The organism is Cupriavidus sp. C3SS-1, assembly GCF_057073755.1.
Map to the genome: position 1 here is coordinate 182,791 of NZ_CP172699.1, position 18,703 is coordinate 201,493.

Consider the following 18,703-nt stretch of genomic DNA (forward strand, 5'->3'; position numbering starts at 1 on the left):
AAAGTTGCGACTGTACCAGAAAGGCCCTGCCGCCGACAGCCGGCAGGCCTAGACCATAGTAATGTCGTGGACGCGCCGCGACAAAGTAAAACGGCCCGGGAGATCCGGGCCGTCGGGGCAATCAGAAGCGGGCGCTGGCTCAGTCGCCGAACAGCTTCTGGCGCAGTTCGCGGCGCTGCTGGGCTTCGAGCGACAGCGTGGCGGTCGGACGGGCCAGCAGGCGCGGCACGCCGATCGGCTCGCCGGTTTCCTCGCACCAGCCGTAATCGCCGGATTCGATGCGGGTCAGCGACTGCTCGACCTTCTTGAGCAGCTTGCGCTCGCGGTCGCGCGTGCGCAGTTCCAGGGCGTGCTCTTCCTCGATCGTGGCGCGGTCAGCCGGATCCGGCACGATGACCGTTTCGCGCAGGTGCTCCGTGGTCTGATCAGCGTTCTTCAGGATTTCGTCGCGCAGCTGCTCAAGGCGATGCTTGAAGAAGGCGAGCTGCGCTTCGTTCATGTAATCCTTGTCGCTCATCTTCAGGATTTCAGCTTCAGTCAGAAGTTTGTTGCTGCTCATGGTTGCTGCTGATTCTCTTGTTGATCTGACCGGCGGCGTCTGGGTCCGCTCGGGTGCTGTGTCCGCGTGCTTGCGCGGGGCGGACGTTTCACTCTGGCTGGCTGCAGTCTTGCTGCTTCGCGGGCCTCCCTTGGTCTCGACCGCGCCGGCGTGGGCCGTACCGCCGCGGGGAGCCGGCGCAGCCTTCACAGACTGCGCCTTGAGCGTCTCTGCCGCGGCACTACCTGTCTTGCTGCGGCTTTCTTTGGTCTTTGTTGCGGCTGTCATGGGGACACCTCTCTCTCGCGTCGGTATGGAACGGCGCGTGCCGGGATCCCCAAGCGGAGGGCGGTCTCCGCACGAAGCCCTGCGACCGCACCTGCCGGCGGCCTGCCTCGTGCTGACGACAACCGCCGCCCTGCAACACCGGCGGCGGGAAAAAGGTGCGCCGTCGGTATCAAATCCGGCCTATTGTACTTGAACAAAATTTTCCAAGATACGGAAAAGGCCTTGCCATAACTTCGGTGTTTCCCCGGTACCCCGAATGGGGGAGATCTCGGGGACGACACGTAGCGAGGGGCCGCTATGAGGCGGCTGCCGCACTCAGGCCAGGCAGTTGGCCAGGCCTTTCAGAATCGCGTCCCGGGGCAGGTCCACGCCGATGAACACCATCTTGGTGCCGGGAGTCTCGTCCTCCCACTTGGCGCCGACGTCGCTGCCCATCAACTGGTGGACACCCTGGAACACGACTTTCCGGTCCACACCCTCCATATATAGTACGCCCTTGTAGCGCAAGAGTTTTTCACCGTAGACGGCCAGGATGCCCGACAGGAATTCCTCCAGCTTGCCATAGTGGAACGGCTTGTCGCTGCGGAAGACGAACGACGCGATGTGGTCGGTGTGGTGGTGATGGTGGTGGTGGTCGTGGCTGTGGTCATGGCCACAGTCCGTGCCGCAGTGCTCGCCGTGCTCGTGCTTGTGATCATGGTCGTGATCGTCGGCGCTGAGGAATTCCGGGTCGATCTCCAGCTTGGCGTTCAGGTTGAAGCCGCGCAGGTCGAAGATGGTGTCGATCGGCGCTTCGCCGAAATTGGCCTGGCGGATCGGCGCGCGCGGATTCATGTGCAGCAGGCGGTGGCGCAGGTCGGCCACTTCGGCTTCGCTGACCAGGTCCGACTTGGTGATGAAGATGGCGTCGGCAAAGCCGACCTGGCGCTGGGCTTCTTCCTGCTTGTCGAGCTGCAGGTGAGCATGCTTGGCATCGACCAGCGTGATCACCGCGTCCAGCAGGTAGCGCGAGGCGATCTCGTCGTCCATGAAGAAGGTCTGTGCCACCGGGCCCGGATTGGCCACGCCCGTGGTTTCGATGACCACGCGGTCGAAGTCGAACTCGCCGGCGTCGCGCTTGGTCATCAGGTCGGACAGCGCCTGGACCAGGTCGCCCCGGATGGTGCAGCAGATGCAGCCGTTGCTCATCTGCACGATCTGCTCGCGGCCGTCCTGCACCAGGATCTCGTTGTCGATGTTTTCTTCGCCGAATTCGTTCTCGATCACGGCGATCTTCATGCCGTGCTGCTCGGTGAGGATGCGCTTGAGCAGGGTGGTTTTGCCGCTGCCGAGGAAGCCGGTCAGGATCGTGACCGGGATCAGTTTGGACATGGGTGGGTTCTCCGGGGGAATGGGGACGTCTCAGGACGGGCAGCCTGGCAGCCGCGGCATGCGCGCGCCGCAGTCGGCGCACACGCCGTTCACGGTCAGTTCGACATGTTCGATGGCAAAGCCGCTGGGCACGCGCGGGGGGGCGGGCTGTGCCGGGACGCTGGCGTCGTCGAGGCAGAAGGTGCGGTCGCAGCGCGTGCAGTGGAAGTGGCTGTGCTGGCGATGCACCTCGGCGCGCGCGGCCTCGTGCTCGATCAGGCTGAAGCGGAACACCCGGTCGTTGCCGGCGCGCTTCTGCGCCACGCCTTGCTCCACCAGCCAGTCCAGCACGCGATACACCGTGACGCGGTCGATGGCCTCGCCCGCTCCGGGCAGGCGGTCGATCACGGCCTGGTGCGTCAGGGCCTCGTCGCTGGCGATCAGGCAGGCAAGGATGCACAGCCGCGGCTGCGTCACGCGGGCGCCTAGCCGGCGCAAGCGTTCCTGGGCTGCTTCGAAAACGGCCGGCGCGGGTGGGGTGTCGGGCTGGCTCGGGATCAGACGGGTCATGCGGAAGATTTAACCATAGGCCCCGCGCTGTTGCAATTCAGTTGCGTGTGGGCCGGCCGCAGTGGCTCCGTATATTCCCGCTGCCTGTCGCATCAAGATGCAGCGGGTTAGCCCTGATTCCGTCTGAATGTCTGCAGTTGGTAACATCAACGCCCGGCCCGGCCGTCATACAAGCCATACAGTCGAATGGGCCGCGCTGCCAACAGCCATGGTCGATCGCGCAACGGGACTACCCCGCCTGATTGCGCACGGACCGCGTCATGACACGCGGCATCCGGCACCGGCGGCGCTTTGCAGACGGAAAGAATTGGAGAGCACTATGAAACGAGTTGCAAAATTGGTCGCCGCAGTCGCGGCAGTGGGCGCGATGGGCGCATCTGTCGGCGCGCAGGCTCAGGACTATCCGGGCGGCAAGCCGATTTCGGCCGTGGTGCCCTTCTCGGCAGGCGGTCCGACCGACAAGGTCGCGCGCGAACTGACGGCGATCATGTCCAAGCACCTGGGCACGACCGTTGTGATCGAGAACCTCGGCGGTGCTGGCGGCACCATCGGCGCCAAGAAGGTGGCCCAGTCCAAGAACGACGGCTACACGGTGCTGATCCACCATATCGGCATGGCCACTGCCCCGGCGCTGTACCGCAACCTGGGCTTCGATCCGCTCAAGGACTTCGAGATGGTGGGCGAGATTGCGGACGTGCCGATGATCATGGTCGGCAACAAGCAATTGCCGCCGAATAGCTTCAAGGACCTGCTGCCGTACATCAAGGCCAATGCCAGCAAGCTGTCGCTGGCCAATGCCGGCATCGGTTCGGCCTCGCACCTGTGCGGCCTGCTGTTCCAGAGCGCGATCCAGACCGAGTTGACCACGGTGCCGTACAAGGGTGCCGCACCGGCGCTGACCGATATCCTGGGCGGCCAGGTCAACCTGCTGTGCGACCAGACCACCAACCTGGCTGGCCACCTCAAGGCCGGTTCGGTCAAGCCGTACGCGGCCATGCAGGCGCGCCGCGTGGAAGCGTTCAAGGACGTGCCGACCGCGCAGGAGCAGGGCATGCCGGGCGTCGAAGTCAAGGTCTGGCACGCCATGTACGCACCCAAGGGCACGCCGAAGCCGGTGATCGACAAGCTGTCGGCCGCGCTGCAAAAGTCCGTGACCGACCCGGTATTCCGCGCCAAGATGGCCGAGCTGGGTGCCGAGGCGGTGCCGGCACAGCGCGCCACGCCGGATTCGCTGCGCACCTACCTGAGTGCGGAAATCAACAAGTGGACCCCGGTGATCAAGAAGGCCGGCGTCTATGCCGACTGAGTGATGCGAGAGGCGGGGGTGCCGGTTGGTGCTGCCTGCCTCGAACCAGCAAAAAGGCCATGCGACTGCGCATGGCCTTTTTGTTTTGCGGGCGACCGAACCGTACCGGGCGCGGCGGCGTCCTATATTTGTCAGATTGCGTGGATGCGACTGCGCACCTGCCGATGGCGTAGCGCCGGGCGGCCCTTGAAACCGGCCTGATGCGTCGCCACCTACCGTCCTGACATATTCACGGAAGCCACCATGGAACAGTATCACGGCACTACCATCGTCAGCGTCCGCCGCGGCAATCAGGTCGCGCTCGGCGGTGATGGTCAGGTCACTCTCGGCAATATCGTGATGAAGGGCACCGCCCGCAAGGTGCGCCGCATCTACAACGGCAAAGTGCTGGTTGGGTTTGCCGGCAGCACGGCCGACGCGTTTTCGCTGCTGGACCGCTTCGAGGCCAAGCTGGAAAAGTACCAGGGCAACCTGACCCGCGCCGCGGTCGACCTCGCCAAGGACTGGCGGTCGGACCGCGCGCTGCGCCGGCTGGAAGCCATGCTAATTACAGCCGACCGCGACACCACGCTGGTCATCACCGGCAACGGCGACGTGCTGGACCCCGAGGGCGGCATCGCCGCGATTGGCTCGGGCGGCTCGTACGCGCAGTCGGCCGCGAAGGCGCTGGTGGAGAACACCGAGCTGGCGCCGAAGGACGTGGTCGAGAAAGCGCTGACCATCGCCGGCGAGCTCTGCATCTACACCAACACCAACTTCGTCATCGAAACGCTGGAATAAGCGCCGCCCGGCCCGCGCACGGGCCGGCACGCCCCCACTGAACGGATACCATGTCGCATACCATGACCCCGTCGGAAATCGTTTCCGAACTCGACAAGCACATCATCGGCCAGAACAAGGCCAAGAAGGCCGTGGCCGTGGCGCTGCGCAACCGCTGGCGCCGCCAGCAGGTGGCCGATCCGCTGCGCCAGGAAATCACGCCCAAGAACATTTTGATGATCGGCCCGACCGGCGTCGGCAAGACCGAGATCGCGCGCCGCCTGGCCAAGCTGGCGGATGCGCCCTTCATCAAGATCGAGGCGACCAAGTTCACGGAAGTCGGCTACGTCGGCCGTGACGTGGACACCATCGTGCGCGACCTGGCCGAGATGGCGATCAAGCAGACGCGCGAATCCGAGATGAAGAAGGTGCGCACCAAGGCCGAAGAAGCGGCCGAGGACCGCCTGCTCGACGTGCTGCTGCCGCCGCCGCGCGACATCGGCTTCTCGCAGCCCGAAGAGAAGGATTCCAACACGCGCCAGGTATTCCGCAAGAAGCTGCGCGAAGGCCAGCTCGACGACAAGGACATCGAACTGGAAGTCGCCGCCGGCCTGCCGAGCATGGACATCATGGGGCCGCCGGGCATGGAGGAAATGACCGAGCAGATCCGCTCGATGTTCGCCGGCATGGGGCAGGGCAAGAAGCATCGCCGCAAGATGAAGGTCAAGGAAGCCTTCAAGCTGCTGATCGACGAAGAGGCCGCCAAGCTCGTCAATGACGAAGAGCTCAAGCACAAGGCCATTGCCAACGTCGAGCAGAACGGCATCGTGTTCCTGGACGAGATCGACAAGATCGCCAACCGCAGCGAAATGGGCGGCGGCGAAGTGTCGCGCCAGGGCGTGCAGCGCGACCTGCTGCCGCTGGTGGAAGGCACTACGGTGAGCACCAAGTACGGGATGATCAAGACCGACCACATCCTGTTTATCGCCTCGGGTGCGTTCCACCTGTCCAAGCCGAGCGACCTGATTCCCGAACTGCAGGGCCGCTTCCCGATCCGCGTCGAGCTCGACTCGCTGTCCGTGCAGGACTTCGAGGCCATCCTGACGCAGACCGACGCGAGCCTGACCAAGCAGTACCAGGCGCTGCTGAAGACCGAAGAGGTCGAGCTGCAGTTCGCGCCGGACGGCATCCGCCGGCTGGCCGAGATCGCGTTCTCGGTCAACGAGAAGGTCGAGAACATCGGCGCGCGCCGGCTGTACACGGTGATGGAGCGGCTGCTGGAAGACCTGTCGTTCCACGCGACCAAGTCGTCGGGCGAGACGGTGACGGTCGATGCCGTCTACGTCAACGAGCGGCTCGGCGATCTGGCGGTGAACGAAGACCTGTCGCGCTACGTGCTGTAAGCGCGACGGCGGATCGCCAACAAGAAGGGCGCACCTGGTGCGCCCTTTTTTGCGTCTGCGCCGAACGTATCAGTGCGAATGCCCGTGCGCGTGTCCCTCGGGCGCCAGCACCTCCAGTGCCGCGGCGGGCGATTTCAGGTCGCGCGTGGTCTGCCCATCGGCCGGCACCTGTGTCCATTCGGCCGTGCCGTTCTCGCACTCCTGCACCACCGGGAAGTAGAGCTTGCCGCCTTGCTCGGGCAGCTTCATCAGCATCACGAATTCATCGAAATGCGCGTCGGCCAGCGTGCCGCCGAACCAGCGCAGCGTGCGCACGTCCTCGGTCATCAGCTTGCCGTGCGACTGGACCGGCCTGGCCAGCGGCGCGCGCTTGACCTCGAGTTGCCAGCCGGCCTTGGGCTGCGGATGCGCGCCCTGCACGCCTTCGGGAATGGTGACGGTGATGGCGCGCGTGGCGCTGCCGTTGCAGCCATGGCCGACCATCAGCGCGCCCTTGTAATAGCTGCCGGCTTCCGCCTGTTTCTGCTCGAAGACGACGTGGCCCGATGCGGTGGCGGACAGCGCCATCAGCGCCGCCGGCAGCAGCCACTGGCGTGCCTGCCGGCGCGGGGAAAGCGGGAAATGCATGAAGAGCTCCTTGTCAGGCCGCAAGTCTAGCGTTGCACGCTGCGGCGCGCGCTGGCGCCGGATGCGGCTTAGTGCCGCACCTTGGCTGCGCCCTCCTAGGACAAGGCTTCATGTCAGGGCGTATCGGGGTGCCACCTGTCGGTAAGGTTGGTAAGCATTGGTAAGCACACTGGCGCACACCCATCGCGCAATGAGACGCTTGCGCACCTTGAGCCCATGGCAGATGCGGGAGCCACCGCATTGCAAACTACCTACTGGCAGGAGGAAAACCTGGTGAAGACACAATTCAGCCGCGTCATGATCGCGACCGCCGGCCTGCTGGCCACGCTGGCGGCGGCCACTGCATTCCTGTGCATGCGTCCGGCGAACGCCACCGCGCATGCCCCCCATCACGGCAACCTGGGCGCCGCGGCGGTCGCCGCCACGCTGGCACTGCAATCCGGAGAGCTTTTCACGCTGGCGGACCGCCACGCGAGTGATGCCTTGCGCGTCGTCGCGCAGGGCGATGGCCCCGATGGCGCGGGCGACGCGCTCGAGTGGGACTACGTTCAGCTTCGCCTGTAAAGGATCGCCGCGGGCTGAGCGGAATCGCCTTTGGCTCAGCGCGACACCGGGCGCTTGCCCAGCTTGCGTTGCAAGGTGCGCCGATGCATGTTGAGCGCGCGCGCAGTCGCCGAGATATTGCCGGCGTGTTCGTTCAGGACGCGCTGGATATGCTCCCATTCGAGCCTGGCCACCGACAGCGGCACCGGCTCTTCCAGCGCGGCTTCCGCCGCATCTTCCGAGATGCCCGCCATCAGGGCGGTAAGGATCGAATCCACGTTCGCGGGTTTGGCCAGATATTCATCCGCCCCCTGCTTCACCGCGGCGACTGCCGTGGCAATGCTCGCGTAGCCGGTCAGGATCAGGATGCGCGCGTCCGGCAGCGCCTGGCGCAGCGGCCCCACCAGTTGCAGGCCCGATTCGGCCGCGGCCGTGCTGCCCGCCTCGGGCGGCGGCCCCAGGTGCAGGTCCAGCGTGACGTAGGCGAACGCCGTGCGCGCGGCCAGCGCAAGCGCCGTGCTGGTGTTGTGCGCGACCTGCACGGCGTAGCCGCGGCGTGTCAGCGCGCGGGCCAGCGTGCCGGAGAACACGGCATCGTCGTCGATGACCAGGAAGGGCGAGCCTGCCGGCGCCATCGACTCGGGAACCGGATGGTGGATAACGGTCATGACGGATTCACTGCAAGGGTGGAAGAGGCCGGCACGCGCAGCGCCGCGACGGTGCCGCCGCCGGGACGGTCCTGCCACGCGAGCCCGCCGCCCATTTGCCGCGCGCCGCTTTGCGCCAGGTACAGGCCGATGCCCTGGCCGCCGTGCGGGCTGGCGACGGGCGCTTCGCCCAACTGCGCGTGCAGCGCGGGCGGAATGCCGTCGCCGCGGTCGCTCACGCGAAACGCCAGGTCGCCATGCTCGAGCGCAATGTCGAGCTGCAGCGGCATCTGCGCGCGCCCGGCCGATTGCTGGCTGCGCGCGGCGTTGTCGAGCAGGATGGTCAGGATCTGTCCCACGCGGGCGGGCTCGATCGCGAGTTCGCCAGCCTGAGGCGAGGCGCTGGCTTGCAGCGTGGCATTGGGGTGGCGCAGCTGCCAGCGCTCCGCGAAGCTGCCCAGCCATGCGTCGATGCGCTGCGGCGCCAGCGTGGCCGGATCTTCGCGCAGGCGCGCCAGGATCGTGCGGCACAGTTCCAGTTGCTGCTCCACGGTGAGCAGGTCCGGCAGGTAATCGGCCACCGGCGTGGCGCCGCGCGCGCGGTCCGAGGCGTCGCCGCGCAGTTCGCCCGCAATGACCGCCAGCGTCGCCAGCGGCGTGCCGATCTCATGTGCGACCGCCGCGGCCTGGGCATTGAGGTCTTCCACGCGTGCTTCACGCAGCAGCTGTTCGCGGGCCAGGTGCAGTTGCGCCTCGCGCTGTCGCAGCACGCCGGAAAGCCGTGCCACGAACAGGGCGATCATCACCGCGCTGGCCACGAAATTCAGCCACATGCCGGCCAGGTGGTAGTTCACCGCCTTGTCGGGATCGTGCAGGTCCAGCGGCAGGTACTCGAACAGCAGCACCGTGTAGCAGGCCAGCGCGTAGCAGGCGAGCGCCACCACTTGCCGCCACGGCAGGATGGCCGCGGCGATGGCCAGGCCCGGCAGGTAGAACGAGACGAAGGGGTTGGTGGCGCCGCCCGTATAGAACAGGATCGCGGACAGTGCGGTCAGGTCGACGAGGAACTGGCCCATCAGCTCGGCTTCGCCGGGCGCCGTGCCGTGGCGGGTGTGCAGCCGCAGGCGCAGGCCGGTCAGCACGTTGAACAGCGCCTGCAGGGCGAAGACCACCAGCAGGGGGCTGGTCGGCAGCGCGACGCCGATAATCGGCTCGCACGACATCATGCCCAGTGCCTGCCCGGCCAGGAGCGCCCAGCGCAGCCAGAACAGCCGGCGCAGGCTCACCAGGCTCGGGCGCGCGGCCGGGCCGGCCGGAAGCGGCGGCGAGGCGGTGAGGGCTGGCGGGTGGGTCACGGCAGGGACGGCATGCATGCACGCGAGTGTATCAATGCGGCCCGCAGGCGCCGGCCAGTGCGACACCTTGCCGCATTGGTCGCGCGGGGGCGGTGCTGCCAGACTGTCGGGTTATCCGCGCCGCCGGCACCAGCCTGCGGTGGCGTGGTCTAATGTCTGCTTTCGGGGAGCCCTGTATGCAAGCCAAATTCGTGCAAGCCAAATTCCACGCGGCCACGCTGGCCGCTTCGTTCGCCATGCTGGCCTCGGGCGCTGCGCTGGCGCAGGTCGATGTCAGCAACGCCTGGGTGCGCGGCACGGTGCCGACCCAAACGGCGTCGGGCGCCTTCATGGTCCTGCACGCACATGAGAATGCAAAGCTGGTCGGCGTGTCGTCGCCGGTCGCGGTGGCCGAGCTGCACGAGATGAAGATGGAAGGCAACGTCATGCGCATGCGCCAGTTGCAGTCGCTGGACCTGCCGAAGATGCAGGACGTGGAACTCAAGCCCGGCGGCTACCACGTGATGCTGATGGACCTGAAAGGCCAGCTCAAGAAAGGCGACACGGTGCCCATCACGCTCAAGATCGAGCAGGGCGGCAAGGTCATCGAGCAAAAGGTGAACGCCGAAGTGCGCGATATGACCGCGAGTGCCGCCAGCCCGGCTGGCCACGGCGATCACAAGCACTGAATCTGACTGGACTGCGGGGCAGCCATGGCCAACAAGCAGCTCGGCACCCGGCAGAAGATGGTGTTCCGCGGCGGCACTGGCTCGCCGCCGCCGCGTGACAAGCGCGACGGCCGCAAGCCAGGTCCGCCGCAGACCGGCAACGCGGCAGGCAAGACGCCGGTGCGGCGTCAGCCGCGCAAGCTGATCGGTTCGTCCGATTCCTGAGCGGCCGCGGCGGCCTGCACGCGTTCGCGCAGCCAGGTATGGCCCGGATCGGCGTCCGTGCGGTCGTGCCAGATCATGCTGAAGGTGAAGTTCTCGAGCGCGAACGGCGGATCGAAGACCGCGTAGCGCGGGTCCGCTTCCAGCGCGGCCAGGCTGCGGCGTGCGGTGGTCAGGACGAGGTTGGTCCCCGCGATCAGCGCCGGCGCCACGCTCCAGTGCGGCACCACGCAGGCGATCTTGCGGCGCCCGCCAATTTTTGCCACGGCCGCGTCGATGGCATCGACCCGCTCGCTGTGCGTGGCGACCAGCACATGCGAACGCGCGAGGTAGGCAACCTGATCCAGCCGGCCCGCATCGCGCACCGTGGCCGCGTCGACCGCACACGCGTAGCTTTCCTCGAACAGGGCGACCGCATGCACGTCTTCAGGCTGATGGGAGAAGACGCCCAGCGCCATGTCGATCTCGCCATCGGCCACTTGCGCCGTCATGGCTTCGCGGCTGGCCTGGGTTACCACCAGGTCGATATTCGGCGCGGCCTTGCGCACCGCGCGCAGCAGCCGCGGCAGCACCACCAGCGCGCCGTAGTCGGACATGGCCAGGCGGAAGCTGCGGCGCGCCGTTGACGGCTGGAAGCCGCCCGGACCGAGCAGGATGCGCACCTGCGCCAGCGCTTCGGCGAGAGGTCCGGAGATTTCATGGGCGCGGGCACTCGGCACCAGACCGCCCTTGCCGCGTACCAGGATAGGGTCGTCGAGCAGCTGGCGCAGGCGTCCCAGTGCGTGGCTGACGGCGGGCTGGCTCAGGTGCAGGCGCAGCGCTGCGCGCGAGATATGGCGTTCGGCCAGCAGTGCTTCCAGCACCACCAGCAGGTTCAGGTCGATTCCGCGTAGGGTATTCATTCCGCGAATGTTAAACGTATGAAAGCAGAATTGGAAATTCATTCTGCGATATTTCACACTGTCGGGTACCGAATATTGCCTTACGGAGTGCGCCATGTCCGGCACGACGCTGCCCGCGAACCTGCTTCTCCCATTTGCCACCGCCATGCTGGCCGGTGCCGCGATCCCGATCCAGGCCGGCGCCAATGCAACGCTGGGCCGGGCGCTCGGGCATCCGCTATGGGCCACCGTGGCGTCGCTGCTGGTCAGCCTTGCCGCCATCGTGCCGTTGCTGTGGCTGCTAAAGGTGCCGCTGCCAGCGCTTCCAGTTGCGGCTCGCCAGCCGGCATGGATGTGGATCGGAGGTGTGCTAGGCGTGTTCTATATCACGGCGGCGCTGCTCATGGCGCCGCGCCTGGGCGCCGGCGGCTTTATCGCCGCGGTCGTCGCGGGCCAGGTGGCAGCGGCCTTGCTGGTCGATCAGTTCGGGCTGGCTGGCTTCGCAGTGCGCGCGCTGACGCCGGGGCGTCTCGCCGGCGCGGCGCTGATCGTCGCCGGCATGGTGGTGATGCAGTGGAGTTCGGCGCAAGCACGGCCCCAAGCCGCGCCGCCGCTTCAGTCCGGCGCCTGAAGTTGCTCCTGCCTCTTTTTCAGGCAAGCGGGGCACAGACAATGCTGGTCCGGCACGATCCTGCGCGCGGGCAGCAGCGGCTGGCTGGCGCACCAGCACCCGGGCAGGCCAGCCACATGGCCGCATACGAAGCCTGCGCCGCATTCGCTGCAGTGTTCGACCGGGCGCAACTGCCCCGTAAGGACAGTGGACGGATCGGTCATGGCCGGCTCCGCGGCGGTTCGTCGCCATCCTGGCCCATGCGGTGCATGGCCGAGCGCATCAGCCGCATCTGCGCGTCGAAACGCGTGCAGGCCGCGCAGATCAGCAGATGGCCGCGCATGCGCACGCGCTCGGTCCAGCCGAGCGGGCGGTCCATGGCCTTCATGGTGAGGTGGTGGACTTCCTCGCAGTCGGGCAGCAGGCGGTGAGGGCGTGGCGAGTCGGACATGGATTCGTGTCGGGGTCCTTGCGGGCGGGTCAGCGTGCCTTGCCGGCGCCGGGCGGCAGCCCGAACCAGTTCAGCTCCAGGCATTCGCGCAGGCGCATGCGGGCGCGGTACAGGATCACCCAGACATTGGTCGCGCTGAGCTGCAGATCCTGACAGATTTCTTCGGTCTCCAGCTCCAGCCACTCGCGCATCATGAACACGCGCGCCGTCTTCGCCGGCAGGCGGTCGACGCAGGCCTGCAGCACCTCGAAGAACTCGCGCCGCTCCAGTGTGCGATCGGGGTTGCCCCAATCGGACGGCATGTCCTGGTAGTGGCCGTTGCGGGTGAAGAGCGCGTCGAAGGCATCCTGCTCAGACTGGGCCGCGCCGTCGTCGTCCGTGGCCAGGGCCAGGCGGACCTCGCGTCGTCCGCTGCGCAGCAGGTCGATGATCTTGTGCTTGAGGATGCCGATCAGGTAGGTCTTCAATGCCGACTGGCCGGTAAAGCGCTCCGGGTGTTCCAGCACGGCCAGCAGGGTGTCGGACACCGCGTCCTCGGCCAGTGCTTCGTCGCGCAATTGCAATCGGGCGAAGCGCAGCAAGTGGGGGCGCAGGGACTCCAGGTCGGCGGTGTCGTGAGGCATCGGGGCGGCGGGGGCGGACGCTGTTGCGCAAAGATGACGCCGGCGCGCCGTGTCGTGCGCCACGCGGCGCATCGGGACGGCTTGTGCCGGGCCTCTGGGGCCGGCTGCCCGCGCTCCTCGCGGATTCTTGTAAAATCGGCGCCTGCCGTGGCCCTATGGTGCACTTTCGGGTGATCCCCGCGAGTTTCCCCGCCAGGTCTGCGGCCGATTTGCCATCATACCTGTTGAATCTCACGGATGTCCCAAGCCATGAACGCCGACCACCCCGGAGCTGCCGCGACTGCGGTGGCCGCTATTGCCCCCGCCCTCAAAGCCGAGATTCTCGCCGAGGCGCTGCCCTATATCCGCAAGTTTCACGGCAAGACCATCGTGGTCAAGTACGGCGGCAATGCCATGACCGAGGAAAAGCTCAAGCACGGTTTCGCGCGCGACGTGATCCTGCTGAAGCTGGTCGGCATGAATCCGGTGGTGGTGCACGGCGGCGGGCCGCAGATCGATGAGGCGCTCAAGAAGGTCGGCAAGGTGGGCACCTTCGTGCAGGGCATGCGCGTCACCGACGAAGAGACCATGGAAGTGGTCGAGTGGGTGCTCGGCGGCGAAGTCCAGCAGGACATCGTGATGCTGATCAACCAGTATGGCGGCCAGGCCGTGGGCCTGACCGGCAAGGACGGCGGCCTGATCCGCGCCAAGCGCCTGCAGATGCCGGACCGCGAAAACCCGGGCGCCTTCATCGACATCGGCTACGTCGGCGATATCGAGGCGATCAACCCGGCCGTGGTCAAGGCGCTGCAGGACGACGCCTTCATCCCGGTGATCTCGCCGATCGGCTTCTCCGACGACGGCCAGGCCTACAACATCAACGCCGACGTGGTGGCCGGCAAGATGGCCGAGATCCTCAAGGCCGAGAAGCTGGTGATGATGACCAACATCCCCGGCGTGATGGACAAGAAGGGCAACCTGCTGACCGACCTGTCCGCGCGCGAGATCGAGGAGCTGTTCGCCGACGGCACCATCTCGGGCGGCATGCTGCCCAAGATCTCGTCGGCGCTCGACGCCGCCAAGAGCGGCGTGCATTCGGTGCACATCATCGACGGCCGCATCGAGCATTCGCTGCTGCTGGAAATCCTGACCGAACAGGCGTTCGGCACGATGATCCGCTCGCACTGAGCGGCATCCGCGGGGCGGCGCGCCCATCTGCGCGCTGCCCGCTGCCTCCTTCCTCCTTTGCAATTCCAACAGTCCGGCGTGCCATACAGTCATTCCACTTCGCGCCGCGTGCCGGTGCGCCTGCGCCGCCGGCCGGCCGGCGACCAGTCCGGCGACACGGTGTGGCTGTTCGACCTGGACAACACGCTGCACGACGCCTCGCACGCGATCTTCCCGGCGATCAACCGGCTGATGACAGCGTATGTCGCGCGCGTGCTCGGCTGCGACGACGCTACCGCGAGCCGCGTGCGCGTGGACTACTGGCAACGCTATGGGGCGACGCTGCTCGGCATGATCCGCCACCACGGCGTGGACCCGGCGGATTTCCTGCGCGCTGCGCACGAGTTCCCGGAACTGGCCGACATGGTGCGGGTGCGGCGCGGGCTGGCCGCGCATCTGCGCCGGCTGCCAGGGCGCAAGATCATCGTCACCAACGCGCCGCAGGACTATGCGCGCGCGGTGCTCGATATTGCCGGCATCAGCCATTGCTTCGAGCGCGTGGTGGCGATCGAGCATATGTGGGTGCACGGGCACCTGCGCCCCAAGCCTGACCGGCGCATGCTGCGCCGCCTGCTGGCGCAGACCGGCATCGCGCCGCACCGCGCGGTACTGGTGGAAGACACGCTGTCGCACCTCAAGCGCTACGCCGGCATGGGTATCCGCACGGCGTGGGTAACGGGCTACCTGCGCATGATCGCGCCGTCGCGCCCGCACGTGGTTGCCGCGCCGGAAGCGGCGGGCAGCCGCGGCGATGCCGCGGTGCGCTCCACGCTCGAGGCCGAAGACCGCCAGCACGCCAGCCATGCCGCGCAGGAGCGCTCGGTGACGCTGGTCGCGGCCGAATCCCAGGTGCCGCCCGCTGCCGGGGCCGCCGCGCTGTCGCCGCAGTCGCAGCCCGACGCGCCGCGCGTGCGGGCGCGCGTGCCGAACCGGCCGGCCTATGTGGACATAAAAGTACAATCCATGCATCAACTACAACGAAGAATGCGGAGAACCGGGTCATGATGGAAAGCAACGGAACCCCGCCGGAGGCGGTCCTGCCGGAAGGGCAGGACGACGCGCCGGCGAGCGAGAGCGCGCCGCCGGCGCGCAAGCGCCCGCGGCCGGGCGAGCGCCGCGTCCAGATCCTGCAGACGCTGGCGGCCATGCTGGAGCATCCGCGCGGGGAAAAAATCACCACCGCCGCGCTGGCGGGGCGCCTGAGCGTGTCGGAAGCGGCGCTGTACCGCCATTTCGCCAGCAAGGCGCAGATGTTCGAAGGACTGATCGCCTTCATCGAGCAGACCGTATTCGGCCTGATCAACCAGATCACGGCCAACGAAGAGCACGGCCTGCGCCAGGTGCAGGCCATCGTGCGCATGCTGCTGTCGTTCGCCGAGAAGAACCCCGGCATGACCCGCGTGCTGACGGGCGAGGCGCTCGTGGGGGAGCACGAGCGCCTGCAGGAGCGCATCAACCAGATGGTCGACCGCATCGAGGCGTCGCTGCGCCAGTGCCTGAAGATCGCCGTGACGCAGGGCGCGTTCCCGGCCGATGCCGACGTTGCGCTGCGCGCCGCGCTGGTCATGGCCTACGTTCAGGGCCAGTGGCACCGCTATGCCAAGAGCGGCTTGCGCAAGTCGCCGGGCGAGCGCGCGGAGGCGCAGCTGCGCGTGTTGCTGGGATAGCCCCCGGCATCACCCTGGGCCAATTGCTCTATAATTGCCCGGTCGCGCCGATTTGATGACTGGCTTGCGGGCGCGCGGCAGCCGGATGGACCTGGAAAACCTGGGATCTCCGCCTGCGAATATAAATGCGGCTAAAGAAGTTGGGTCGGCGCCCCCAAGGCAGGTTCGGGAATCACGCCGGCACGCGGAACTCCGCGAATGCCCGACTTGGCTGCGACGCTTTATACGCACTGCCGGTCGGGTTTTTTTATGCCTGCTTGACGCGGGCCGATTCCATGACAGATGTCGCCTTGCCGCCTGCCGCGCTCATGCTGCCGAATGATTCCGTCGGCGTGGTCACGCCGCAGCGCATGCATTTCCAGGAGCCGCTGAAGCTGCGCAACGGCTCGTCCATCGCCGCCTACGACCTGATGGTCGAGACCTACGGAACGCTCAACGCAGACCGCTCCAATGCCGTGCTGGTCTGCCACGCGCTCAACGCGTCGCATCACGTGGCCGGCGTCTACGCTGATAATCCGCGCGATGTGGGCTGGTGGGACAACATGGTGGGGCCGGGTAAGCCGCTGGACACCAACCGCTTCTTCGTCATCGGCGTGAACAACCTGGGCTCCTGCTTCGGTTCCACGGGGCCGATGAGCACCAACCCGGCCACGGGCGAGCCCTATGGCGCGATGTTCCCGGTGGTGACGGTGGAGGACTGGGTCAACGCGCAGGCGCGCGTGGCCGATGTGTTCGGCATCGAGCAGTTCGCCGCGGTCATGGGGGGCAGCCTGGGCGGCATGCAGGCGGTGGCCTGGAGCCTGATGTATCCGCAGCGCCTGCGCCACTGCATCGTGGTCGCGTCCACGCCCAAGCTGTCGGCGCAGAACATCGCGTTCAACGAGGTGGCGCGCAGCTCGATCCTGTCGGACCCCGATTTCCACGGCGGCAACTACTACGCGCATGGCGTGAAGCCCAAGCGCGGCCTGCGCGTGGCTCGCATGATCGGCCATATCACCTACCTGTCGGACGAGGACATGGCCGAGAAATTCGGCCGCGAGCTGAAGTCCGAGGACATCCGCTTCTCGTTCGATGTCGAATTCCAGGTCGAGAGCTACCTGCGCTACCAGGGCGACAAGTTTGCCGAGTACTTCGACGCCAACACTTACCTGCTGATCACGCGCGCGCTGGACTACTTCGATCCGGCGCTGGCCTACGGCGGCGACCTGACGCGCGCCATGGCGCAGACGCAGGCGAGCTTTCTCGTGGCGAGCTTCAGCACCGACTGGCGTTTCGCGCCGAACCGCAGCCGCGAACTGGTCAAGGCGCTGCTCGACAACAAGCGCCCGGTCTCGTACGCCGAGATCGACGCGCCGCACGGCCATGACGCGTTCCTGCTCGACGACCCGCGCTACCACAACCTGATGCGCGCCTACTACGAGCGCATCGCAGAGGAGATCGGCGCATGAACGCCCTCGCCAATCCGAACATCCTGGCGCTGCGGCCCGATTTCCGCGCGATCGCCCGCTGGGTCGAGCCCAAATCCACCGTGCTCGACCTCGGCTGCGGCGACGGCAGCCTGCTGCGCGTCCTGCAGGACGAACTGGAAGTGCAGGCCTACGGCATCGAGATCCGCGACGAAGGCGTGCTGGCTTGCGCCCAGAAGGGCGTCCATGTCATCCAGCAAAACCTGGAAGGCGGCCTGGCGTTGTTCGAGGACAAGAGCTTCGACACGGTGATCCTGTCGCAGACGCTGCAGACTATCCACAACACCGCACAGGTCCTGCGCGACACGCTGCGCGTGGGGCGCGAGTGCATTGTCTCGTTCCCGAACTTCGGCTACTGGCCGCACCGCCTGTCGGTGTTCCGCGGGCGCATGCCGGTGTCGGAATCGCTGCCGTACCAGTGGTACAACACGCCGAACGTGCGCGTGCTGACCATTAGCGATTTCGAGGCGCTGGCGCCCAAGGTGGGCCTGCGCGTGCTTGACCGCGTGGTCATGCATGAGGGCATCACCGTGAACTGGGGCGAGAACTGGCGCGGCAGCCTGGCGGTGTACCGGGTCTGCTCCGCTTGACTGAGAATTTGCGGGACGGCGATTGGCGTTGACGCGAATCCTGGCTACGGTTAATGTAGGCAGGTATCGAACGACCGTGCTTTTGCTATGACCTCCGCGCCCCGGACCGTTACCGCCGCTGCCGCCGGCACGCTGCTTCACCCCTTTGACGACGCGCTCGTCCTCGAGCCAGCCGGCGAGCATCGCTTCCTGGGCCGCACCACACCGGCCTACTGGAACATGATCGGGCCGTTTGGCGGCATCACGGCCGCCACGCTGTTGCAGGCGGCCCTGCAGCATCCGGAGCGGCTGGGCGATCCGCTCGCGTTGACGGTCAACTTCGCGGGGCCGATCGCCGAAGGGCCATTCGAGATCGAGGCGCGGCCCACACGCACCAACCGTTCGACCCAGCACTGGCAGATCGAGCTGCGCCAGGGCGATGCGGTGGCCACCACGGCCACCGCGGTGTTTTCGCTGCGCCGCGAGACATGGTCGTGCGCGGAGGCGGTGCGGCCCGAGGTCCCTTCGGCGGACGAGGTGCCGGCCATGGCCGGGTTTGCGCCAGTGCGCTGGCTCAAGTCCTATGACATGCGCCCGGTCCGCGGTGCCAAGCCGACCACGGAACCCGGCACGGAACATCCGGACAGCCTGACGCAATTCTGGCTGCGCGACGAGCCAGCGCGCACGCCGGACTTCCCTGCCATGGCCGCATGGTGCGACAGCTTCTACCCGCGCATCTTCCTCAAGCGCGCGGGCTTCGTGCCGGCTGGCACGGTGTCGCTGACCACGTATTTCCATGCGGATGCGGCCACGCTGGCCGCGCTCGGCGACAGCCACGTGTTGTGCAGCGCGCGGGCCCAGGTGTTCCGCCAGGGCTTTTTCGACCAGAGCGCGCAGGTCTGGAGCGCGGGTGGCGAGTTGCTCGCCACGTCGCATCAGATCGTGTACTACAAGGAGTGACCCGACCGCAGGAAG

Annotated in this window: 23 protein-coding genes; 13 read left to right on the plus strand and 10 right to left on the minus strand. The window is 66.8% G+C overall.

Annotated features, from left to right (window positions below; genetic code table 11):
- Positions 1-139: 139 nt before the first annotated feature.
- The 3 genes from dksA to ACIGJC_RS00850 form a co-directional block, all read right to left on the minus strand.
- Entirely contained in the window at positions 140-559 is a 420-nt protein-coding gene (dksA, locus tag ACIGJC_RS00840) for an RNA polymerase-binding protein DksA (protein WP_211947140.1), read from the minus strand.
- Positions 560-1,141: 582 nt separating this feature from the next.
- The gene (locus tag ACIGJC_RS00845) at positions 1,142-2,197 is read right to left on the minus strand and encodes a CobW family GTP-binding protein (protein ID WP_483710155.1); all 1,056 of its coding nucleotides are present in this window, start codon (positions 2,195-2,197) and stop codon (positions 1,142-1,144) included.
- A gap of 30 nt (positions 2,198-2,227) precedes the next feature.
- A complete protein-coding gene (locus tag ACIGJC_RS00850) occupies positions 2,228-2,746 on the minus strand; it encodes a Fur family transcriptional regulator (RefSeq protein ID WP_483710156.1) in 519 nt (172 codons plus the stop codon).
- Positions 2,747-3,065: 319 nt separating this feature from the next.
- On the opposite strand from ACIGJC_RS00850, the gene ACIGJC_RS00855 reads away from it, so the two are divergent.
- The 3 genes from ACIGJC_RS00855 (at position 3,066) to hslU (ending at position 6,214) form a co-directional block, all read left to right on the plus strand.
- The gene (locus ACIGJC_RS00855) at positions 3,066-4,052 is read left to right on the plus strand and encodes a tripartite tricarboxylate transporter substrate-binding protein (protein WP_483710157.1); all 987 of its coding nucleotides are present in this window, start codon (positions 3,066-3,068) and stop codon (positions 4,050-4,052) included.
- Positions 4,053-4,295: 243 nt separating this feature from the next.
- On the plus strand, positions 4,296-4,832 hold the full coding sequence (gene hslV, locus ACIGJC_RS00860; protein ID WP_483710158.1) for an ATP-dependent protease subunit HslV: 537 nt from the start codon (positions 4,296-4,298) through the stop codon (positions 4,830-4,832).
- A 50-nt stretch (positions 4,833-4,882) separates the two neighbouring features.
- Entirely contained in the window at positions 4,883-6,214 is a 1,332-nt protein-coding gene (hslU, locus tag ACIGJC_RS00865; RefSeq protein ID WP_483710159.1) for an ATP-dependent protease ATPase subunit HslU, read from the plus strand.
- Between the two features lie 69 nt (positions 6,215-6,283).
- On the opposite strand, the gene ACIGJC_RS00870 is transcribed toward hslU, so the two are convergent.
- The gene (locus ACIGJC_RS00870) at positions 6,284-6,841 is read right to left on the minus strand and encodes a YcnI family copper-binding membrane protein (RefSeq protein ID WP_483710160.1); all 558 of its coding nucleotides are present in this window, start codon (positions 6,839-6,841) and stop codon (positions 6,284-6,286) included.
- A 270-nt stretch (positions 6,842-7,111) separates the two neighbouring features.
- Here ACIGJC_RS00870 and ACIGJC_RS00875 point away from each other — a divergent pair, with 270 nt between their 5' ends.
- A complete protein-coding gene (locus tag ACIGJC_RS00875; protein WP_483711581.1) occupies positions 7,112-7,405 on the plus strand; it encodes a hypothetical protein in 294 nt (97 codons plus the stop codon).
- Positions 7,406-7,440: 35 nt separating this feature from the next.
- Here the strand turns inward: ACIGJC_RS00875 and ACIGJC_RS00880 are convergent, their stop codons facing one another.
- Together ACIGJC_RS00880 and ACIGJC_RS00885 are read right to left on the minus strand one after the other, a co-directional pair.
- On the minus strand, positions 7,441-8,052 hold the full coding sequence (locus ACIGJC_RS00880; RefSeq protein ID WP_483710161.1) for a response regulator transcription factor: 612 nt from the start codon (positions 8,050-8,052) through the stop codon (positions 7,441-7,443).
- Positions 8,049-9,404: an ATP-binding protein gene (locus ACIGJC_RS00885; protein ID WP_483710162.1), complete on the minus strand. Its 1,356-nt coding sequence runs from the start codon at positions 9,402-9,404 to the stop codon at positions 8,049-8,051. Before ACIGJC_RS00885 ends, ACIGJC_RS00880 begins: the two co-directional genes overlap by 4 nt.
- A gap of 173 nt (positions 9,405-9,577) precedes the next feature.
- On the opposite strand from ACIGJC_RS00885, the gene ACIGJC_RS00890 reads away from it, so the two are divergent.
- Positions 9,578-10,054, plus strand: coding sequence for a copper chaperone PCu(A)C (locus ACIGJC_RS00890; protein WP_483711582.1), 477 nt, complete (start codon positions 9,578-9,580; stop codon positions 10,052-10,054).
- 24 nt (positions 10,055-10,078) lie between these two features.
- Positions 10,079-10,258: a hypothetical protein gene (locus ACIGJC_RS00895; protein WP_483710163.1), complete on the plus strand. Its 180-nt coding sequence runs from the start codon at positions 10,079-10,081 to the stop codon at positions 10,256-10,258.
- Here the strand turns inward: ACIGJC_RS00895 and ACIGJC_RS00900 are convergent.
- Entirely contained in the window at positions 10,222-11,157 is a 936-nt protein-coding gene (locus tag ACIGJC_RS00900) for a LysR family transcriptional regulator (protein WP_483710164.1), read from the minus strand. The two genes, ACIGJC_RS00895 and ACIGJC_RS00900, sit on opposite strands and share 37 nt — an antisense overlap.
- A 94-nt stretch (positions 11,158-11,251) precedes the next feature.
- Between ACIGJC_RS00900 and ACIGJC_RS00905 the strand changes: the two genes are divergently transcribed.
- On the plus strand, positions 11,252-11,767 hold the full coding sequence (locus ACIGJC_RS00905; protein ID WP_483710165.1) for a DMT family transporter: 516 nt from the start codon (positions 11,252-11,254) through the stop codon (positions 11,765-11,767).
- Here ACIGJC_RS00905 and ACIGJC_RS00910 read toward each other — a convergent pair.
- The 3 genes from ACIGJC_RS00910 to ACIGJC_RS00920 are packed head-to-tail and all read right to left on the minus strand — an operon-like array spanning position 11,752 to position 12,820.
- A complete protein-coding gene (locus ACIGJC_RS00910; RefSeq protein WP_483710166.1) occupies positions 11,752-11,970 on the minus strand; it encodes a cysteine-rich CWC family protein in 219 nt (72 codons plus the stop codon). The two genes, ACIGJC_RS00905 and ACIGJC_RS00910, sit on opposite strands and share 16 nt — an antisense overlap.
- Positions 11,967-12,197, minus strand: a complete 231-nt coding sequence (locus ACIGJC_RS00915; protein ID WP_483710167.1) for a zf-HC2 domain-containing protein — start codon at positions 12,195-12,197, stop codon at positions 11,967-11,969. The genes ACIGJC_RS00910 and ACIGJC_RS00915 overlap by 4 nt, the downstream gene beginning before the upstream one ends.
- 29 nt (positions 12,198-12,226) lie before the next feature.
- Positions 12,227-12,820: a sigma-70 family RNA polymerase sigma factor gene (locus ACIGJC_RS00920; RefSeq protein WP_483710168.1), complete on the minus strand. Its 594-nt coding sequence runs from the start codon at positions 12,818-12,820 to the stop codon at positions 12,227-12,229.
- Positions 12,821-13,057: 237 nt separating this feature from the next.
- On the opposite strand from ACIGJC_RS00920, the gene argB reads away from it, so the two are divergent.
- The 6 genes from argB to ACIGJC_RS00950 all read left to right on the plus strand — a co-directional run bounded on the left by argB (position 13,058) and on the right by ACIGJC_RS00950 (position 18,688).
- Positions 13,058-13,987, plus strand: a complete 930-nt coding sequence (gene argB / locus ACIGJC_RS00925) for an acetylglutamate kinase (RefSeq protein WP_483710169.1) — start codon at positions 13,058-13,060, stop codon at positions 13,985-13,987.
- A 78-nt stretch (positions 13,988-14,065) separates the two neighbouring features.
- Positions 14,066-15,031 carry a pyrimidine 5'-nucleotidase gene (locus tag ACIGJC_RS00930; protein ID WP_483710170.1) on the plus strand — a complete coding sequence of 322 codons (966 nt, stop codon included), beginning with the start codon at positions 14,066-14,068 and terminating at the stop codon, positions 15,029-15,031.
- Entirely contained in the window at positions 15,028-15,693 is a 666-nt protein-coding gene (slmA, locus tag ACIGJC_RS00935) for a nucleoid occlusion factor SlmA (protein ID WP_483710171.1), read from the plus strand. The genes ACIGJC_RS00930 and slmA overlap by 4 nt, the downstream gene beginning before the upstream one ends.
- A 275-nt stretch (positions 15,694-15,968) precedes the next feature.
- A complete protein-coding gene (gene metX / locus ACIGJC_RS00940; protein WP_483710172.1) occupies positions 15,969-17,141 on the plus strand; it encodes a homoserine O-succinyltransferase MetX in 1,173 nt (390 codons plus the stop codon).
- Positions 17,138-17,749 carry a methionine biosynthesis protein MetW gene (gene metW / locus ACIGJC_RS00945; RefSeq protein ID WP_483710173.1) on the plus strand — a complete coding sequence of 204 codons (612 nt, stop codon included), beginning with the start codon at positions 17,138-17,140 and terminating at the stop codon, positions 17,747-17,749. Before metX ends, metW begins: the two co-directional genes overlap by 4 nt.
- A gap of 87 nt (positions 17,750-17,836) precedes the next feature.
- The gene (locus ACIGJC_RS00950) at positions 17,837-18,688 is read left to right on the plus strand and encodes an acyl-CoA thioesterase (RefSeq protein ID WP_483710174.1); all 852 of its coding nucleotides are present in this window, start codon (positions 17,837-17,839) and stop codon (positions 18,686-18,688) included.
- Positions 18,689-18,703: the final 15 nt, after the last annotated feature.

Bases quoted from the DNA above. Each gene is read 5' to 3' on its own strand.
- metW (WP_483710173.1), top strand. From the start codon at position 17,138: ATGAACGCCCTCGCCAATCCGAACATCCTGGCGCTGCGGCCCGATTTC.
- ACIGJC_RS00845 (WP_483710155.1), bottom strand. From the start codon at position 2,197: ATGTCCAAACTGATCCCGGTCACGATCCTGACCGGCTTCCTCGGCAGC.
- ACIGJC_RS00880 (WP_483710161.1), bottom strand. From the start codon at position 8,052: ATGACCGTTATCCACCATCCGGTTCCCGAGTCGATGGCGCCGGCAGGC.
- ACIGJC_RS00895 (WP_483710163.1), top strand. From the start codon at position 10,079: ATGGCCAACAAGCAGCTCGGCACCCGGCAGAAGATGGTGTTCCGCGGC.
- ACIGJC_RS00855 (WP_483710157.1), top strand. From the start codon at position 3,066: ATGAAACGAGTTGCAAAATTGGTCGCCGCAGTCGCGGCAGTGGGCGCG.
- ACIGJC_RS00905 (WP_483710165.1), top strand. From the start codon at position 11,252: ATGTCCGGCACGACGCTGCCCGCGAACCTGCTTCTCCCATTTGCCACC.
- slmA (WP_483710171.1), top strand. From the start codon at position 15,028: ATGATGGAAAGCAACGGAACCCCGCCGGAGGCGGTCCTGCCGGAAGGG.
- hslU (WP_483710159.1), top strand. From the start codon at position 4,883: ATGTCGCATACCATGACCCCGTCGGAAATCGTTTCCGAACTCGACAAG.
- ACIGJC_RS00910 (WP_483710166.1), bottom strand. From the start codon at position 11,970: ATGACCGATCCGTCCACTGTCCTTACGGGGCAGTTGCGCCCGGTCGAA.
- ACIGJC_RS00850 (WP_483710156.1), bottom strand. From the start codon at position 2,746: ATGACCCGTCTGATCCCGAGCCAGCCCGACACCCCACCCGCGCCGGCC.
- ACIGJC_RS00920 (WP_483710168.1), bottom strand. From the start codon at position 12,820: ATGCCTCACGACACCGCCGACCTGGAGTCCCTGCGCCCCCACTTGCTG.
- metX (WP_483710172.1), top strand. From the start codon at position 15,969: ATGACAGATGTCGCCTTGCCGCCTGCCGCGCTCATGCTGCCGAATGAT.
- ACIGJC_RS00950 (WP_483710174.1), top strand. From the start codon at position 17,837: ATGACCTCCGCGCCCCGGACCGTTACCGCCGCTGCCGCCGGCACGCTG.
- ACIGJC_RS00885 (WP_483710162.1), bottom strand. From the start codon at position 9,404: ATGCATGCCGTCCCTGCCGTGACCCACCCGCCAGCCCTCACCGCCTCG.
- dksA (WP_211947140.1), bottom strand. From the start codon at position 559: ATGAGCAGCAACAAACTTCTGACTGAAGCTGAAATCCTGAAGATGAGC.
- ACIGJC_RS00900 (WP_483710164.1), bottom strand. From the start codon at position 11,157: ATGAATACCCTACGCGGAATCGACCTGAACCTGCTGGTGGTGCTGGAA.
- ACIGJC_RS00870 (WP_483710160.1), bottom strand. From the start codon at position 6,841: ATGCATTTCCCGCTTTCCCCGCGCCGGCAGGCACGCCAGTGGCTGCTG.
- ACIGJC_RS00915 (WP_483710167.1), bottom strand. From the start codon at position 12,197: ATGTCCGACTCGCCACGCCCTCACCGCCTGCTGCCCGACTGCGAGGAA.
- hslV (WP_483710158.1), top strand. From the start codon at position 4,296: ATGGAACAGTATCACGGCACTACCATCGTCAGCGTCCGCCGCGGCAAT.
- argB (WP_483710169.1), top strand. From the start codon at position 13,058: ATGTCCCAAGCCATGAACGCCGACCACCCCGGAGCTGCCGCGACTGCG.